Origin of the sequence: Exiguobacterium aurantiacum DSM 6208, from assembly GCF_000702585.1 — a bacterium.
Lineage (GTDB): Bacteria > Bacillota > Bacilli > Exiguobacteriales > Exiguobacteriaceae > Exiguobacterium > Exiguobacterium aurantiacum.
Genome location: NZ_JNIQ01000001.1, coordinates 356617 through 374018, shown reverse-complemented (window position 1 = coordinate 374018; position 17402 = coordinate 356617). Strand labels below are relative to the sequence as shown.

10 protein-coding genes are annotated in these 17402 nt (G+C 54.9%); 3 read left to right on the top strand and 7 right to left on the bottom strand.

Annotated elements, in window-relative coordinates:
• Positions 1-53: 53 nt before the first annotated feature.
• The 7 genes from P398_RS0102080 to P398_RS0102050 all read right to left on the bottom strand — a co-directional run bounded on the left by P398_RS0102080 (position 54) and on the right by P398_RS0102050 (position 12456).
• Positions 54-1238, bottom strand: coding sequence for an MFS transporter (locus P398_RS0102080; protein WP_029333936.1), 1185 nt, complete (start codon positions 1236-1238; stop codon positions 54-56).
• Between the two features lie 140 nt (positions 1239-1378).
• Positions 1379-2629, bottom strand: a complete 1251-nt coding sequence (locus P398_RS0102075; RefSeq protein ID WP_024371010.1) for an MFS transporter — start codon at positions 2627-2629, stop codon at positions 1379-1381.
• Between the two features lie 123 nt (positions 2630-2752).
• A complete protein-coding gene (locus P398_RS0102070) occupies positions 2753-4762 on the bottom strand; it encodes a catalase (protein ID WP_024371009.1) in 2010 nt (669 codons plus the stop codon).
• Positions 4763-4875: 113 nt separating this feature from the next.
• On the bottom strand, positions 4876-6816 hold the full coding sequence (locus P398_RS0102065) for a heparinase II/III family protein (protein WP_160151241.1): 1941 nt from the start codon (positions 6814-6816) through the stop codon (positions 4876-4878).
• Positions 6817-6938: 122 nt separating this feature from the next.
• Positions 6939-7601, bottom strand: coding sequence for a hypothetical protein (locus P398_RS0102060; RefSeq protein ID WP_029333934.1), 663 nt, complete (start codon positions 7599-7601; stop codon positions 6939-6941).
• Between the two features lie 42 nt (positions 7602-7643).
• The gene (locus P398_RS0102055; protein ID WP_029333933.1) at positions 7644-8870 is read right to left on the bottom strand and encodes an NAD(P)/FAD-dependent oxidoreductase; all 1227 of its coding nucleotides are present in this window, start codon (positions 8868-8870) and stop codon (positions 7644-7646) included.
• Positions 8871-8970: 100 nt separating this feature from the next.
• Positions 8971-12456 carry a chitobiase/beta-hexosaminidase C-terminal domain-containing protein gene (locus tag P398_RS0102050; protein ID WP_235263293.1) on the bottom strand — a complete coding sequence of 1162 codons (3486 nt, stop codon included), beginning with the start codon at positions 12454-12456 and terminating at the stop codon, positions 8971-8973.
• Between the two features lie 844 nt (positions 12457-13300).
• On the opposite strand from P398_RS0102050, the gene P398_RS0102045 reads away from it, so the two are divergent.
• The 3 genes from P398_RS0102045 (at position 13301) to P398_RS0102035 (ending at position 17309) form a co-directional block, all read left to right on the top strand.
• On the top strand, positions 13301-14056 hold the full coding sequence (locus P398_RS0102045; protein ID WP_029333931.1) for an alpha/beta hydrolase: 756 nt from the start codon (positions 13301-13303) through the stop codon (positions 14054-14056).
• 137 nt (positions 14057-14193) lie between these two features.
• On the top strand, positions 14194-15885 hold the full coding sequence (locus P398_RS0102040; RefSeq protein WP_051638844.1) for a glycoside hydrolase family 13 protein: 1692 nt from the start codon (positions 14194-14196) through the stop codon (positions 15883-15885).
• A gap of 242 nt (positions 15886-16127) precedes the next feature.
• Complete coding sequence (locus P398_RS0102035; protein ID WP_051638843.1) at positions 16128-17309, top strand: ISL3 family transposase; 1182 nt, start codon at positions 16128-16130, stop codon at positions 17307-17309.
• The last annotated feature ends 93 nt before the right edge of the window (positions 17310-17402 follow it).

Genomic DNA, 17402 nt, shown 5'->3' with positions numbered 1-17402 from the left:
CTGAATCTAAATGTGTGAACATTCAAAAAAAGACAGGACTTTGGAAAGTCCTGTCATGCTGCCCGTCGCAATTGAGCCCGTTCCTGGCGCCCGTTCATGACGTAATATAAGAAAATCAAGAATGCCACGACGCATGCGAGTCCGAGATAAAGTGTCGAGAAGCCGGTCAACGGAATGATGAGCCCGATGAAATAAGGACCAAAACCGAGCCCGGCGTCGAGCGCGATGAAGAACGTCGAGGTCGCCATCCCCATCCGTGCCGGAGACGCCGCCTTGACGGCGATCGCTTGTGTCCCAGATTGAATATTACCGAAACCTAGTCCGATCAGCGCACCGGCGACTAATAAACCGACAGCGGTCGTCGTTTGGCTCAACACGAGCAAACCGACGGCGAAGACGGCGATGGCTGGATACATGACGATGTTCGCGCCGCGTGCATCCATGAGCCGTCCCGTGATCGGACGGGAGATGAGGACCGAGATCGAGTAGACGAGGAAGAAGACACTTGCCGCTTCGACGAGGTCGAGTTCAGTCGCGTAAAAGTTAATATAGGACAACACGCTCGAGAAACTGAGCGCGGCAACGGCGACGATGAGCGCGATCGGGAGCGCCTTCGGTTCAACGAAGGCGTTCAGCGAGAATCCGCGGATGACGGACGGATTGTGTGCTTCCGGCACGTTGACGAACAAAGCGCTCACGAGACTGACGGCACCGATGACGAGACAGCTGAGAAAGATCACCGAGAAGCTCGTGTACTGACTCATGAGCAGACCGACGAACGGACCGATGGCCGTCGCGAGTGTCGAACTCATGCTGTAATAGCCGATGCCTTCTCCTTTTCTCGAGGCCGGGATGACTTGGGCGACGATCGTTCCGGTCGCCGTGCTCGATAGTCCCATCCCGAGCCCGTGCACGAAACGGGTAAACAACAGGAAGCTGACTCCGAGGTCGACGAAATAAAGTAAAATCGTCGCGGTGAAAAACGTGAGACCGATCAGTAACGTTTTGCGTCGGCCGATCGAATCGATGAGTCGGCCGATGAAGAGACGGCCGACGAGCGTCCCGATGATGAAAATACCGGTGACGAGACCGGCCTCGCTTGTCGTCGCCCCGTATGTCGACACAGCATGGACCCCAATCGTGACCATGAGCAAAAAGAAGATGAGCGTCAAGAAGAAGTTGACGAGCGAGATGATGAGGAAGTCTTTCGTCCATAATTTTTGTGCGGTCAATTGCATCGGCGATGACGCCTCCTTATTTGTTCGAATCCGAATAGTTAGTAAACATAACTAAAGGAGTATAGCAAATTGAGAGGAGCTTGTCAGAGGCGACGCATTATGCATAAAAAACCGATTCACGTGAGCGAATCGGTTCATCGTCAAATCGATTGGCGGCGATACCAAAGAACGAGTGGGACGAGGACGAGCGACACAATCCCGCCGAGGAGGGACAGCGTCAAATAGCTCGACTGGGATGCGATGACCCCGGACAACATGCCGCCCGATGCGCCCGACAAGGCAATCCACACATCGACCGACCCTTGCGTCTTCGCTCGAGTCTCAGGCGTCGTCGCGTCGACCAAGATGGCGGTCCCGCTGATCAAGCCGAAATTCCAACCGATGCCGAGCAAGACGAGACCGACAATTAGCAACAAGAGTGAGTCGGCAGGGGCGAAGGCGGCGACAATCCCTGCGAAGAACAACGTCACGCCGGAAGCGATGGCCATGATTTCGCGGCCGACTTTATCGACGAGCACACCGGTCACGAGCGACGGCAAGTACATCGCGCCGATATGAAAACCGATGACGAGACCGACCGCACTCAGTTCATGACCGTGATGTCGCATATGGACGGGGGTCATCGTCATGATGGCGACCATGACGATTTGGCTGAGTACCATGACGAACGCTCCGACATAGACGCCGCTTCGGTTATGTACGTCTTCCGATTGAGGTTGTGCCGCATCAATCGAGGCTTTCCGTTTCGATTCGATTGCTCGGGCGACGAGGAGCGGGTCTGGATGTAAAAAGATGAGCAGGATGAGTCCGGCCACGAAATAAGCGACCCCTGCCAATAAAAATGGTCCCGTGAGCGTGGGCAGTCCGATGCTGTCCGCGACACGTCCCATCGGTTCCACTAAGTTCGGTCCGGCTACGGCCCCGAACGTCGTCGACACCATGGCGATACTGACGGCTGTCGCGCGCTCGGTCGCATTCGCTAAATCCGTTCCGGCATATCGCGCTTGGAGATTCGTCGCCGTCCCGGCCCCATAGATGAGAAGCGCGGCGAACAGCAACGGCACACTTTCAAGCGTGGCAGCGAGGATGACGCCGAAGGCACCGAGCGCCCCCGTCATAAAACCGGTGGCGAGACCGAATCGGCGACCGACACGCTGTGACATGAGACCGATCAAAAAGGCTGCCGCGGCAGAACCGAGCGTAAAGAGTGCCGTCGGGACCCCGGCGTAAGCGTCGGTGCCGAGCAAGTCACGGGCGAGCAACGCCCCGACGGTGATGCCGGCGGCAAGGCCGGCGCCCCCAAAAATTTGCGAGAGCACGACGACGAGGAGCGTCCGCTTATACAAACGCCGCTGTTGATCCGGGTCGTCTACGTATGACATATGTCTCATGAAGTGATTCCTCCCAGATTGATATATACCCCACCAAGTATAACGCGGCGCTATGGAAAAAGGAAAGGTAACTCAAAAAGGACTCGCCCGATTGAACGGGTCGAGTCCTTACATCGTTCACATTTACGCCCGATCCCAGAATCGGCCTTTGGCAATCCCGTCGATAAACGTATCGAATCCGTCGAGACTGTGTTCCGGGAATGTGAACACCCCGGGTTGGTCCGTCTTCACGCGGCATTTCGCGAGCGCTTCGTCGTGATGCAGATGCAACGCGAGCGGCTTGAAGTGCTTGTACGTGTTCTCGATAAACTCGAGGACGTCATCTTCGACCGTGGTCGTGGCACTGACGAGGAAAGCGGCGTCGAACAGGCTCGAGTCGACCGTGTCGTACGTCTCTTTCACTTTCATGTCGCCGAGCGTGTACGCTTTCTTGCCGACGAGACTGTAGTTCACTTTCTTGTCGGCAAGTTCTTGTACCCAAGCCTTCACTTGAGCGGCATCGACGTCGCCCGCTAAGAGCACGGCCACGCTCTTCGTGTCTGGTTTCATGACGGTGTCGGCCATGCTGAGAGCCGGAGACGCCTTGTCCGAGACGACTTCATTGTTCTCGGCCGGTAGCTCGACACCTAAGTTGTCGGCGACGACCGAGGCGAGCGAACGATCGATTCGGTTCAACAAGTCGACGGCGTTCTCTTTCACCATGTCCGAGTCACATTTGCCGAGCTCGAAGCTGTAGGCGTCTTGGATGTGCTGTTTCTCGACGTCGGTCATGCTGTTGTAGAACATTTTCGCCTGTGAGTAAAAGTCGAGGAAGCTGTCGCTGCGTCCACGAATCTTATGCCCGTCAACTTTCTCTTGATAGTGCTCAAATCCGCCTTGGTCGGCTGGGACAGGTTCCGGCTGATTGTTGTTGAGCGCATTTTTATGGTAGCTCGTCTGGCCTTTGTGGACGGCCATTTGATGCATCCCGTCGCGCTGGTTGTTGTGGAACGGGCAGACCGGCTTGTTGATCGGGAGTTGATGGAAGTTCGGTCCTCCGAGACGTGACAACTGGGTATCCGTGTACGAGAACAGACGCCCTTGGAGGAGCGGGTCGTTCGAGAAATCGATTCCCGGCACGAGGTGGCCAGGGTGGAACGCGACTTGTTCCGTCTCAGCGAAGAAGTTGTCGACGTTTCGGTTGAGCATCATCTTGCCGACGAGTTTGACCGGTACGTCTTCCTCTGGCCACAGTTTCGTCGGATCGAGGATGTCGAAGTCGAACTTGAACTCATCTTCTTCCGCGATGACTTGCAGCCCGAGTTCCCATTCCGGATAGTCACCTTTATCGATGGCTTCATACAAGTCGACACGATGGAAGTCAGCGTTCTTGCCGAGTGCTTTTTGTGCCTCATCCCATACTAGCGAATGGACGCCGAGCTTCGGTTTCCAGTGGAACTTGACGAAATGCGCCTTCCCTTCCTTGTTGACGAGCCGGAACGTGTGCACGCCGAATCCTTCCATCATACGCAGGCTGCGCGGGATGCCCCGGTCGCTCATCGCCCACATCACGTGGTGAGCCGTCTCATGGTTTTGGCCGACGAAATCCCAGAACGTATCGTGGGCGCTGCCGCCTTGCGGCACTTCCGTGTGCGGCTCCGGTTTGACGGCGTGGACGAGGTCCGGGAATTTGATGGCGTCTTGGATGAAGAAGACCGGCATGTTGTTCCCGACGAGGTCATAGTTGCCTTCATCGGTATAGAATTTGGTCGCGAATCCACGGACGTCGCGTACGGTGTCTCCCGACCCACGCGAACCTTGCACCGTCGAGAAGCGGACGAACACCGGTGTCACTTTCGACGGATCGTTCAAGAAGTCGGCTTTCGTATATTCGGCGAGCGGCTCATACACTTGGAACTCCCCGTGCGCCCCGACGCCGCGTGCGTGCACGATCCGCTCTGGGATTCGCTCGTGGTCGAAGTGCGTCATCTTCTCGCGGAAATGGAAATCCTCAATCAGCGTCGGTCCACGTCGCCCGGCTTTGAGCGAGAACTCATCCTCGGCCATCTTCAAGCCTTGATTCGTCGTCAGTCCTGCTCGTTGTTCGTTATCAATCGTATGTTGTTTCAACTGCTCTTCTTTTTTGTTCCCCATGTTGTTGCCTCCCCTTTAAGTATGCACACACGTCGTAAGCCACGATTTGGCCTACTTACCGAGTTTTCCCTAACCGAACGAGAAAAAACCCTCTTTTGGAAAAGAGGGGAAAGTTAACGGAGCATCGACAGCGTCTTCGTCGTCGCGACTTGGTTACGGCGTTGCCAGTCATAATCGTGATACGAGACGTAGCTCGAGCCGATTGCCAGTTTCGGTGTGGCGCCCACTTCAAGCTGCAACACATGGAGTGAGCGTCCTGCCGCATCTTTGAAGAAGGCGTAACGCCTGCCGCTCTCGACCCGGTTCAGCCCGACACCGAGATGGAAGCGTTGGACGAACGAGGCGGTGACCGGACTCGTGATTCGATCATAGACGAGAATCGTGCCGTCGCGGTCGTAGGCAAGGCGCCGCGTGTGGGCCATGCCGTTTCCAATCAAATGACTCGTCCCGGAAGCCGTCCACTGTGTCGAGGCGGCACCGACCGACGTGATGCTGCTCCGACCCAAGTTACTCGGCGTCAAGTTGAAGCTCTTGCCGGATACATGGAGCGTATTGTGGGCGGCCGCGTGCAGGATGCTTTGGCGTTCGGGACGGTTCGTATAGGCGTAACGACCGCTCTCGACGATAAAGTCACGTCCGTAACCGGATACGTCGAGCGACAAGTCATCGGCATGTTTGTGGACGTTGCTATGATAGCCTGCCGTCATCATGACATGGACCGCGTCTTGGAACTTACCGGCACGTCCTCCCCAATGTTGACGGAAAAATGCGTATTGATCCGATAGTCTCCCGACACGTGTCGGCGGAGCCGTCCCGAGCGTCCCGCCGCTCATCGCGTAGCGAAGATGAGGATACCGCTCGATGTGGGGGATGGCCTCTGGCCGATGGACGAGAGACGGGGTGTCCCCAAACATCGGCAGCGTGCCGTTCGGTTTAAGCATGTATGTCAGTGCGTTCGGCATGTCCCTGACGTCCCGCATCCGGTTCGATAACGTGAAACGGTTGGCCGCCGCCCAATCGTTGAAGCGGCTGAGCGTATCATACATATAGATTTGATAGAACGGCGAGTGTTCGAGATGAACCCCGTCGGTGCTCAAACTATGGTTCAGTTGTTTCGTGAGCCGTGTCGTGGCGAGGGGACGCCAAGCGGCAGAGCGGTCGAACGATGGATGCGTCTCGGCGACCGCGGTCAACGCCATGTCTTGAAAGATACCGTGATTGTTGTTCGGCTTGTAAAAGCTAGGGGTCGATAGTAGTGTCGCATGCTCATATAACGTCTTGGCAAACAGTTGGGAGAAGGCGGGGTCATCGTTCACGCGCGATGTCCGATAGACGTTCCAAAAGTTGAGCAGGTGAAACGTCCGAATGGCGGTCCCGTGGTCGTGATACGGCCACGGGTGGCGTTTATAGTCCTCGACCGGATATTGTTTCGTCCAACTTAAGATGATTCGTTTCCCATAACGGAGATAATCGTCCCGCCCGTTTACCGTATACGCTTGGGTCAACTGGTTTAGTGTCGTGAAGTAATGAATTTGGAACTTGAACGAGTTCGAGTCGACGTTCGGAATCGATGTGTCGAATCGGTATGTATCGATATTCGGGACACGCAATTCGTAAGGAGGGGAGGGGATATACCAACTCCCTTTCAGTGCGGCATCGGCCCGGATGACCGCGGTCGACGGCTTAAGCTCATCATAGGTGTAGGGGGTGTGGCCACGTGGAAGCGTACGCATATACTCGTGGGTCAGTCGCGCGTATGAATTTGCTGAAAGGATCGAGCGGGACAGGTTCGTCGCTTGAAGCGTTCCGTCTTGTTTACGGACGTACCACGTCGTCTTGCTGTCTAGCACACGGTAATAGCTGCCGGACGTCGTGACGGCATGGAACGTCTTGGCGCTTTTGAGCGTCGTCTTTGGAGTGAGCGTCTTGCCGACGAATTGGTAAAGGACAGCACCGGTGCGAACGTTCAGTTGATAAGGAGCGTTCGTGACGGCTACGGTGGTGGCCGGAGTGAGAGTCGAACCGATGAAAAACAGAGCGATCCATACGAACAAGTGTCTTTTCATAGATGTCGTCCTTTCTGCGTGAGCGGTGCACAAAAAACCTTCCCTTTACAGTTAGCCGAAAGGGAAGGAAAGTCCTGCATGTCATATGAAAGGGCGTCACAACGAGGGCGTCACAACGAAGCCCAGACGTTTTGTTTCAAGACGATATGCTGCACGTCTTCCGGTTCGAGCCCATACTTCGTCGAAATGGTACGGGTCACACGCGATCGAATGTCGGGATGGTCCGAATCTTTCTCTTCATAGACGTCGTTCCAGGCCCGCCAGACACGTACCTCGTCCTCGGACAATTGCGTATCCCATTCCTTCTCACGCAGTTGCCATCCGAACGACATCTCGTCGTAATCCCCGGGTTCTACCGTGCCGGCAAGTCCCCAATCCCCTCCGGGACCGAAGACGGCTTGACCGAGCGGTGAATCCGTTCCGATATACGCCTCATGATCATAGAACTGGATCAATGCGGCTTGAAACGTGTCACGCGCTGTGACCTCGTCGATGACATCATGGCTGATCGCCTGCAACGCCTCGACGTCCGGTTGGCCGTGGACGACGACGTCGTACTCGTAACGGAGCGAATCATTTTCTTCTACGGCCCGACGTTCTTTAATGGTATACGCCACATCGTTCGTCGCTTCAGACGTTTGGACCGTCTCAGTCTGTTCTGATGCGGGTTCGCTCGGCCAGGCGTAAATGGCGAAAGCGATGGCCGGGAGGAAGAGCAGCCCTCTCCGTAAGCGATATACCCAGCGTGGTTTTTGATTTCGATTGATTGTCATGTCGTTCACTCCTTGCCTATGTATAAAAAGATCCCCTGAGCGTCAGGGGAAGGTCGTGTCTGATTGACGTACCCGGTCGAGTCGGACGATGCGTGCATCTTCATTCTCGACACCGCGCACGGCGTCACTCAACATTTTAGATCCGAGCATACTATACACGGTGCCGTTGCCTCCGTAACCGAGCAAATAATAGAGGTGCGGTCGATCGGGATGCTCCCCGATGAACGGCAACTGATCGACCGATTCCCCGAACAATGCCACCCAAGCGTATTCAACTGTCAATTCGTACATCGGGAACAGCTCCTCGACCGCTTGGCGGATGCGCTCGGCCCGTTTTTGAATGAGCGCTTCGCTGTGCGGGGTCTCCGGCTTCTCCTCGTCGAGTCCTCCGGCGATGATGCGTCCGTCGGTGGTCGTCCGCACGTACAAGTACGGCCGTTTCGTCTCCCAAATGAGGGCGCGGCCGTCCCAGGAACGGAAATCATCGACCGGATTCGTGGCGATGGCGTACGAGCGGTTCAGCTCGAGCCGATGGGAGTCGAGCAGAGGAGAAGTCCCATACCCTGTCGCGAAGATGACATGGTTCGCTTTGAACGTGGCCTCTGGCGTCACGACGAGCCAACCGTTCCCATCCGATACGACATCTGTGACGTCGGTCTCTTCGAAAATCGGGACGTTCGCCTGTGACAAGTGACGGACGACTTGACGACTGAGCGTGAGCGGGTTCACTTCAGCGTCGCCTTTCGTGACGAGGGCGGCCGGCTTGTCGAACGGGAAACGCGCCTTCAATTCGTCGCGGTCGAGCCATTCGGCCGCGAAACCATGTTTCGTTAGCATCTCATATTCACGTCTCAATTTAGTGACATCTTCGTCACAGCTGGCGAAACAGAGACTGTCCCGTCGGATGTAGACGTCTTTCGCACCGACCGTCTCGGCCACCTCGTCGAGTGAATCGACCGCCTCCGCGCAAAGTTTATAAAACCGGACGGCGTCGGCCTCACCGATTTGTGCGGCGAGCTCATGTAACATGATGTCGTTCGAGTATTGGATGAGCCCGGTGTTCGCGGCCGTGCTCCCGGCCCCGACTTTTCCTTTGTCGAGGACGGCGAAATCGACACCATCTTGATGGAGCGTGTACGCGGTCAATGTGCCGGACATGCCGGCCCCGATCACGAGTACGTCATAGCGTTCTTTTTTTTGAGGTCGCGCGAGGACGACCTGTTCTGATTCTGTCTTCGGCCAATACAGTTCACCGTTGTGCATCTCCATCTTGTCTGCCTCCACTTCGTTCACATCTCCTTTTTAATCCCCGAATTTCAAAAAGAAAAACACAAAAAACCGCAGACGAGCTCGTCTGCGGTCAAATGCGTCATTTTGTGATAACGACTGTTTTAGCGGAAGCACCTTTCGTATACGTGATGCGCTTGACGTTCTCTGCGCCGCGAATCTCAGCGAGGTTCGTCCCGTCGACGATCACTTCTTTGACGGTCGCGCCTTTGAAGTCGATGATGGCACCGGCTTCTTTTGGCTTCACTTGCACGACGATGTTCTTGAGTGGGTCACCTGTCAATTCCGTGTGGACGCCACGGACGAAGATGCCGTTCTTGAAGTTCGTCCCTTTGCCGATCGTCACACCGATGTAGTCGTCTTGAAGGACGAGACGGGCGGCCGGGTGGTTCTCGACCGTGTAACGTTTCAACTCGACTTCTGGCGTTTCTGGCTCAGGCTTGAGGTCAATTTGAACGAGTACCGGATCGTGGTCACTCGCGCGGCCCGACATCTCTGTGAAGTCGGCGTTGACGTGAATCATGTCAATCTCAGTCGAAGCGGCGAGACGGTTCGACACGAGGATGTGGTCGAGCACTTGCGAGTTGCCTTGGTAGATGTACGAGTAACGGTCGACGGCCGGCACTTTCTCGACCATGTTCGTCATCAAGTCACCTTTGAAGATTTGCATGGCGTCTGAGAACTCGAAATCGTTGAAGTCACCGAGAGCGACGACGTTCGCATCCGGGTTGTCAGCTTTCACGTCCGCCACGAAGTCGTGGACGATTTGGGCGATTTTCTTACGTTGGACTTCACTGCCGAGCACGACCGGTTGCTGCGAACCGAAGAAGCCTGTGTCGCCGCCTTTCGAGTTCCAATGGTTGGCGATGACGATGACGTTCTCGCCTTGGAAATCGAACTGGGCCGCGAGCGGTTTACGCGAACTGTTGAACGCCGGGTTGAGCGGGTCGATCCGGCCCGGGTTGTGGGTCAACTTCCCATTCTCGTAACCGACAGCCGTCGTCGCGTCACCTTCTGGCGCGCCTTCTGTGAGCGAGACACGCTCTTGGTCATACAAGAAGCCGACACGGATGTTGGCGTTCGGTGCGCCGCCATCCTTGTTGTTTTCGGGATCGATGTTGACGTATTTGTACGTCTTGCCGCCGACGGCGACGATGTTGTCGATCAAACGCTGGTAGCTTTGGTCAGCCGCCGCGTCTCCTGTGCTTTGTCCATTGTTGTCTTGGACTTCGGTCACACCGATAATGTCCGGGCTGTTCAACTCTTCGACGAACGCTTTCGCGAGCTTGAGCGCCTTATCGTCCGACGTCTCTTTCACGTTGTTCGAGAAGTTCTCGAGGTTGTACGAGGCGATCGTCAACTTATCTTCTTCTGCTTGGATGAACGTCGTCTCACGTTTGGCATCACCTTTGACGAAGGCAGACTTCATCTCGTCGAGACCGACTTGAATCTTATAGTTGCCGAACGAGTAACCGACGACACCGACGATTGGTCCGTTGAACAAGTCACCTGTCGCGACGTCGAACTCACGCGCTTCGACGTTCGGTTCGAGACGGAACTGGATCCGCTCGGCGTTAGCGTCATCTTTCTTCAATAGAATCCCGCCGTTGAACGTCTCTGTCGGTGCGCTCTCGAGTACGGTCACGAGGTCACCGTACTGTTGCGGAGCGACCGATTTGAGGTTCCCTGTCTCGACACGCATCCCTTCAAGGCTCTCCCAGAAGTCGATCGCATCTTTGTCCGGGTTGAAGATGGCGAGCGCATCGCTGTCGATGAACTCGGTCGGCAAGTTCGACTCGTCAATCTTGACCGGCGTCGGGAGTTTCACGCCGCTCTTCAAGACGTCGACTTTTCCGTTACGTGTGTCGATTTGCGTCATCTTCATGTCTGTTTGCTGGCGATCGCTGTAGCCCTCGATCGCATATTCACTGACGAGACCTTTCACGCTGACGAGGTCGCCGACTTGAATGCCAGGAATCGATCGTCCGCCGTACAAGACGATGGCTTCAGACGTACGTGGGTCCTGGTCTGCTTCCATGTCTGGCGTTTGGATGTAGTAGTACGTCGTACCGTTTGAGACGAACGAGTACGTGACGATGCCTTCGACGCCTTCGACCGTCTGTCCGTTCATCGGTGACGTATGGCTTGCGCCTTGAATGTTGTGGATGCGAATCTTGTCCGTGATCTTATAGTCGTATGTCGTCACGGCGCTGAACGTATCGTTCGATTTGACGGCCGTCTTCAACGTCTTCGATGATTCGATGCGAATCGGTGCCGTGTAGCGCGTGCCGTTTACTTTCGGGTCCGAGCCGTCAAGCGTATAGTAAATCTCCGCATCGGCCGTCGTCGTCGCAAGCGTCACGTCTTGTGGCCCGATGAACGTGCCCGCACCTGGTGTCGCGATGGCTGGACGCAGGACCGAATTGTCGATCACTGTGTCGGCAGCGCTGCGCGGAATGATTTGATACGTATTGTCGAACTGCTGAACGATTCCAGTGATTGATGAATAGTTGACGTCCGTCTGGAGGTCGAGGATGCCACGCTCATCACGGACAACGAACTCTTTTGTGCCGTCTGTCGCCGTCAAGTTTTGCCCGCTTCCAGAGAGCGTCACGTTCTTGACGGTGACGAGTTCAGACTCGACGTCTTCATTGATCTGCTCGCCGGTCAACACTTGCGGGGCCGGTACGGTCGTCGTTTGCTTCGAGACGACGACGGCGTTGTTCAATTGAAGAAGTTCACGGTACGAACCGAGCGCGCCCGTGACGACAATTTCATCACCTACGTTGACCGCGAGAGACGTCGGGCGAATCGAGAGACCGCCTGTCTCGTCTTGGATGGAAATCGTGTTCGCTAGCTTCGCTGTGACCACGCCTTTGACCGTCACTGTCGCGCCATCAGCTTTTGTCCGGGCATCTGAGATTGAAATCGGTGTCGCTGGTGCCGGAGGCTCTTCAATTGTCCCGCCGTCACCGTATACGACGCCTTGGAACGTGTGCGACCCGAGGTTCGTGAACGTGTCGATTGGAAGGCCGTTCCACTCGTCGGCTGGTTCGAACGCGTCGCTACCGTTCGTGTCGCCAGTCGTGACCGTGTCTTTACGGACGAGCGTCTGATCGACAGATGAAACCGTTGTACCCCACTTCGGTGAAGGACGGAAACCGACTTGCCCGAACACGTCGAGGACGGTCGACCCTTTCTTCAAGACGAGTGCATCGTCACCATTGAAGTTTGTCACGCCGCTCGTGACATTCGCCTTCGCTTTAAGGGCATCGCTCGCGCTTCCGTTGACAATGACGTACGTCGCCCCTGGTTGCAACGTCCCCGTTAAGTTCAATGTCGTGCCGACGGTCGCACTTCCGTTCGTATACAGTTCGAGCTTGTAGTCCGCAAGGTTGATGACCGAGCTCGTTCCGTTGAACAGTTCGATGGCTTTGTTGTTGCTCGAGCCCTCCACGTACTCCGAGATGAATAAGTCTGTCGCGTTAAGTCCTTCTGCTTGAACGTTGGCCGCGATCGGCGTCAAGCTGCTCGCGATGAGCCCTGCCGACAAAGCTAGCCCTGTCATTTTTTTGAATGAACGTTTAGGATGATTCCCCATGTTTTTTCGTCTCCCTTTGACTTATGTAAGATGTCCGATACGATGTCCCACTTCGTTGTCGTCGCTCGTTGAGTCGGTTAGCCCCCTCCATAAAAACACACAATAAAATGATAGCGCTTACAGATTTTACGAACGGGAAAGCCGATACCGGGCATAGCCCGCCTTTAGGCATGGGATGAAAGTGAGTTCGGATGTGAAGAACATCCGACATTCGGGTATATATATTCCATAGACAAGTACAAGTCTCTAAAACGCCCGTGTCCATCGCACCTTGAGAATCGTATCCGGTTCGGTCACGAAAACATGTGACCGGTAAAACGATGCCTGTCGTCACGTAAAAGACGCTAAAACATCAGGTGGACACACCTGCAACGACCTGTGGTGGATGGTAACAGTCCATCAGCCTGAGAACCTATATGGTCTGTCTCAGGAGGGGTGATGGCACACCCTCATCTGAAGGCTTGAGCAAAACAGAAATGGACTGCGCTCGCACAAGCACTTCAGAATCCCACGGTTTCAATCGTGGGAGTGTCAAATTAATCAACTTGGCGAATCGCCGATGCGTTTACACTCCTGGATGGTTTGGTGTATTTCGCTATCATTTACCAACTTTTTAACTACATGTTAAACATAACCAAGCAGACGTCAGAACTCAATCCTCTTAACGCGAAGTTCATATTACATTTTGATGACAAAGGTAAATCGGTTTTTAGTTTGTCGAATAGTGTTGACGGAATCAAATGCAACTCTTACAATTCTCTAATACAAATTAAATGTATCGGTGAACTGAGGATTAAAAAGGAGGGCATGAATGACGACTACAACTTACCCGGTCATCCCGGGAGCTGGCGCATTTTATTATGAAGGAAACGAGACCGGTATCCTGTTATGTCATGGATTTAACGGGACACCCCAAAGTGTACATGATGTCGCCCTCGACTTGATGGGAAATGGATTTACGGTGTACGCACCGCGTCTCACCGGACACGGCACCGACCCAGAGGAATTTAGACGGTCGACGCGGGACGATTGGTACGAGACGGTCATCGATGGGGTACGTCTTCTACGGGAACGATGTCGTCACGTGATCATCGTCGGACAATCGATGGGTGGAACGCTCGCACTGAAGGCCGCGCTCGCAGGTCACGTCGACGCCATCGTCACGATTAACGCCGCGTTGTCGGTACCGGGTTATGCCTGCCACGCCGCGGACGGGATTTGTCGATTTATCGACGAGGACGAACCTGACATTTTGGCGGAAGGAGTATATGAAATCGTCTACGACAAAGTGCCGACATCGGCGATTCGACAGCTGCTCGCTTTAATCGATGAGGTCCGCCCGCACGTGTCGCGCGTGTCGGTCCCGACATACGTCATCCACTCTGCGGTCGACAACGTCGTTCCACCGGAAGATTCGATGTGGTTGCATGACCAGATTCGGGCGCCAAAGCGGCGAGACGTGCTCGAACGCTCCTATCACGTGGCGACGATGGACCACGACCGTGAGCGGCTGTCACGCCTCATCGCGTCGTTCTGTGAACAAGTTGCGACTGTCACGAAAATGTAGTCTACGGACTGCATTTTTTTGTGCCGTCTCTATTTGCAAACGCTTGCACTAATGCTATTGTAGGATTAGATTCATGTAAAAACAGGTATGTACCTTCTTTAATAAATCGACTACAATCTCTAGGGGGAAATTGACGTATGGAGACGGCGTTCAGACGAGTGGAGCAACAAAGGGTCACACGGGCATGGTGGAAAGAGGCGATCGCCTATCAGATTTATCCGCGTAGTTTCAAAGATTCAAACGGGGACGGCATCGGTGATCTTCGTGGCGTGATCGAGAAGCTCGACTATCTCGAAGACCTTGGCATCGACGTGATCTGGATTTGTCCGATGTATAAGTCGCCGAACGATGATAACGGTTATGACATCTCGGACTACCAAGATGTTATGGAAGAGTTCGGCACGATGGAAGATTTCGATGCGCTTCTGAAAGCGGTGCATGCGCGCGGGATGAAGCTTTTGCTCGATCTTGTCGTCAACCACACGTCAGACGAGCACCCGTGGTTCGTCGAGTCGAAACGGTCGAAAGACGATCCGAAACGAGACTGGTACATTTGGCGTGATGGAGAAAACGGCGGACCGCCGAACAACTGGGCGAGCATCTTCGGCGGTTCGGCGTGGGAACTCGACCCGGAGACGGACCAGTATTATTTGCACGTATTTTCAAAGAAACAACCCGACCTCAACTGGGAGAACGGGGAAGTGCGCACGGCAATCTATGACATGATCAACTGGTGGCTCGACAAAGGCATCGACGGGTTCCGCGTCGACGCGATCAGCCACATTAAAAAGAAGCCGACGGACACGATGCTGCCGTCGCCAGAGGGGAAGAAACATGTGACGGCGTTCTCGATGTATTCGAACATCGAGGGAATCCATGACTACCTCCAAGAGATGAAGCGCGAGACGTTCGCGAAATACGACATCATGACGGTCGGCGAGACGAACGGCATCGAGCCGGAAGCGGCGGACTTATGGATGGGGCCAGACAACGGGGCGATGAACATGGCGTTCCATTTCGACCACGTCGATATTATGCGCAAGTCGCGCCTTGCCCCGCTTGACGTCGTGGAGTTGAAGCGAATCTTCGATAAATGGCAGCAAGGGCTCCTCGAGACGGGGTGGAACGCCCTCTACATCGAGAACCATGACATGGTCCGTGCCGTTTCGCTCGTCGGGGACGAGAACCACTATTGGCGCGAGAGTGCGACCGCGCTCGGGATGATGTACTTCTTCATGCACGGGACACCGTTCATCTATCAAGGGCAAGAGATCGGGATGAAGAACGTCCCGCTCCCGTCCATCCATGATTATGACGATGTCGCCACGAAAAATGAGTACTTCGAGCGCATCGCGAACGGCATGAGCGAGATCGATTCGATGCAACAAGTGTGGGGAACGTCCCGTGACAACGTCCGGACCCCGATTCAGTGGGATGCCTCACCTTACGCCGGTTTCTCGACGGCAGCGCCATGGATGCCGGTCCACGAAGAGTATGAGACGCTCAATGTCGAGGCGCAGACGAAAGACGCCCATTCGATTTTGTCGTTCTACAAGGCGATGATTCGTCTTCGCCGTGCCGAAGAGACGTTCACATACGGAAGTTACACGGACGTCTTGCCGGACCATACGCAAGCGTTCGTGTATGAACGCGCGTTCGAAAACACGCGCTTCATGATTGTCGTCAATTTGACGGCGAATCCGGCTATCGTCACGCTTCCGGACGTTGTTGATGCGACGCTCGTCTTGACGAACGAGACCGACCCGGAACCGATTGACACGGAAACGTTCACGTTGAAGCCGTTCGAGGCGAGATTGTATCGTCTTTAAACGAATAGAGAAGCACTTTCCAACGACGCGGAAAGTGCTTTTTTTGTTGAATGCAGAGAGTCTTAGGATGTAACAGGTTTGAAAATAAAAGATTTTAAAGAGCCATTTATGGTTTAAAGAGGTTCATCACCAAAACGTGTGGTTGACCTCGGATTCTAAGAACAGTGCTCGGAAATAGAAAAAAAGCGAAAAACCCAGTATCGTAATTGTTGTCTAGACAAACCACGATTGGAGTTTTCGCTTTGTCCCAACAGTTTATCAAATTAATTCTTCCACTGCCACCGTTTTTTCAAATCGAGGCGCCCTCTGACGAGGAATCCCATGTCTTCCCGGTCTCTGTACGAGACCGGGACGTCGCATGTCCGGTCTGCGGGTGCGGGACGACGCGTCACGCCAAAACGCGACGCCGATTCCGTCACGGCTACGCCTGGGGAGTCGGTACGATTTGGATCGAGCTCGACATCCCGCGCCAACGCTGCGGGGCATGCGACCTCACGTTCGTCCATGACTATGGGCTCGGTTTGGGTCACTCCTCCACACGTTCTTTCCGTGAGGCCATCGCACGACGATGTCACGGGAGGACGATCGCGGACGTCGCCCGTGAATATGAACTCCCTTACACCACCGTGGAACGGTGGTTCTATCTTCATGCATCGAAAGGAATCGAGGAGGCGGATGCCCGTCACGTGCTCGTGGACGAGTTCGCCACGCGGAAGGGCCATCATTATGCGACCGCCGTCCTGGACGCAGAAAGCGGGCGACTGCTCTCCATCGTCCCAGGGCGAGACGAGTCGGCGGTCACGGCCGCACTCGCGTCGGTCCCCGGGACCGTGATGACCGTCGTCAGCGATTTCGCCCCTGCGATGGCGAATGCGATCGCACGCGTGTTCCCGGATGCGGACCATGTACTCGACCGGTTCCATCTCGTCCAGTTCTTCACCGAGGCACTCCGACGCCGGAGGCGTTTCTTGGACGACACGAAGCGCCAGTACCATGTCCGGTCAATCGATCGGTCACTCGCGCGACGCCCGGAGGAACTGACGGCCGAAGGTCATGAGATTGTCCGGGCATGCCTCGCCGAGGACAGGGTCACGCGCGAGGTTTACCGGGGCCTCCAACACATCCGCTATGTGCTGAAGGCGTCGAGCGACGTCCAAGCGAGGCGCCGGCTGTCAGATTGGCTGTCCCGATACCGGTTCCACCCGTGCGGGCCCCTGGCGAAGATCGCGAAGACGATTCAGGCCAGAGAGAAGGCGGTCCAAAGGACGATCCTTTCACGACTCTCGAACGGGAAGATGGAGGGGACGAACAACAAGATCAAGCTCATCAAACGGCGAGCATACGGCTATCGGAACCTAGACCGTTTCTTCTTGAGGCTGCGGTTAGAAATCGGTCGCACCAGTGTCAACCACGGATTATGGTGATGAACCTTTAAAGAGTAAAATAATTTACAATAAAAGGTTTTTGAAAATAGGCGAAAAAATAAAAAAATATTGCGTTTCTTCTTATTAACAAGG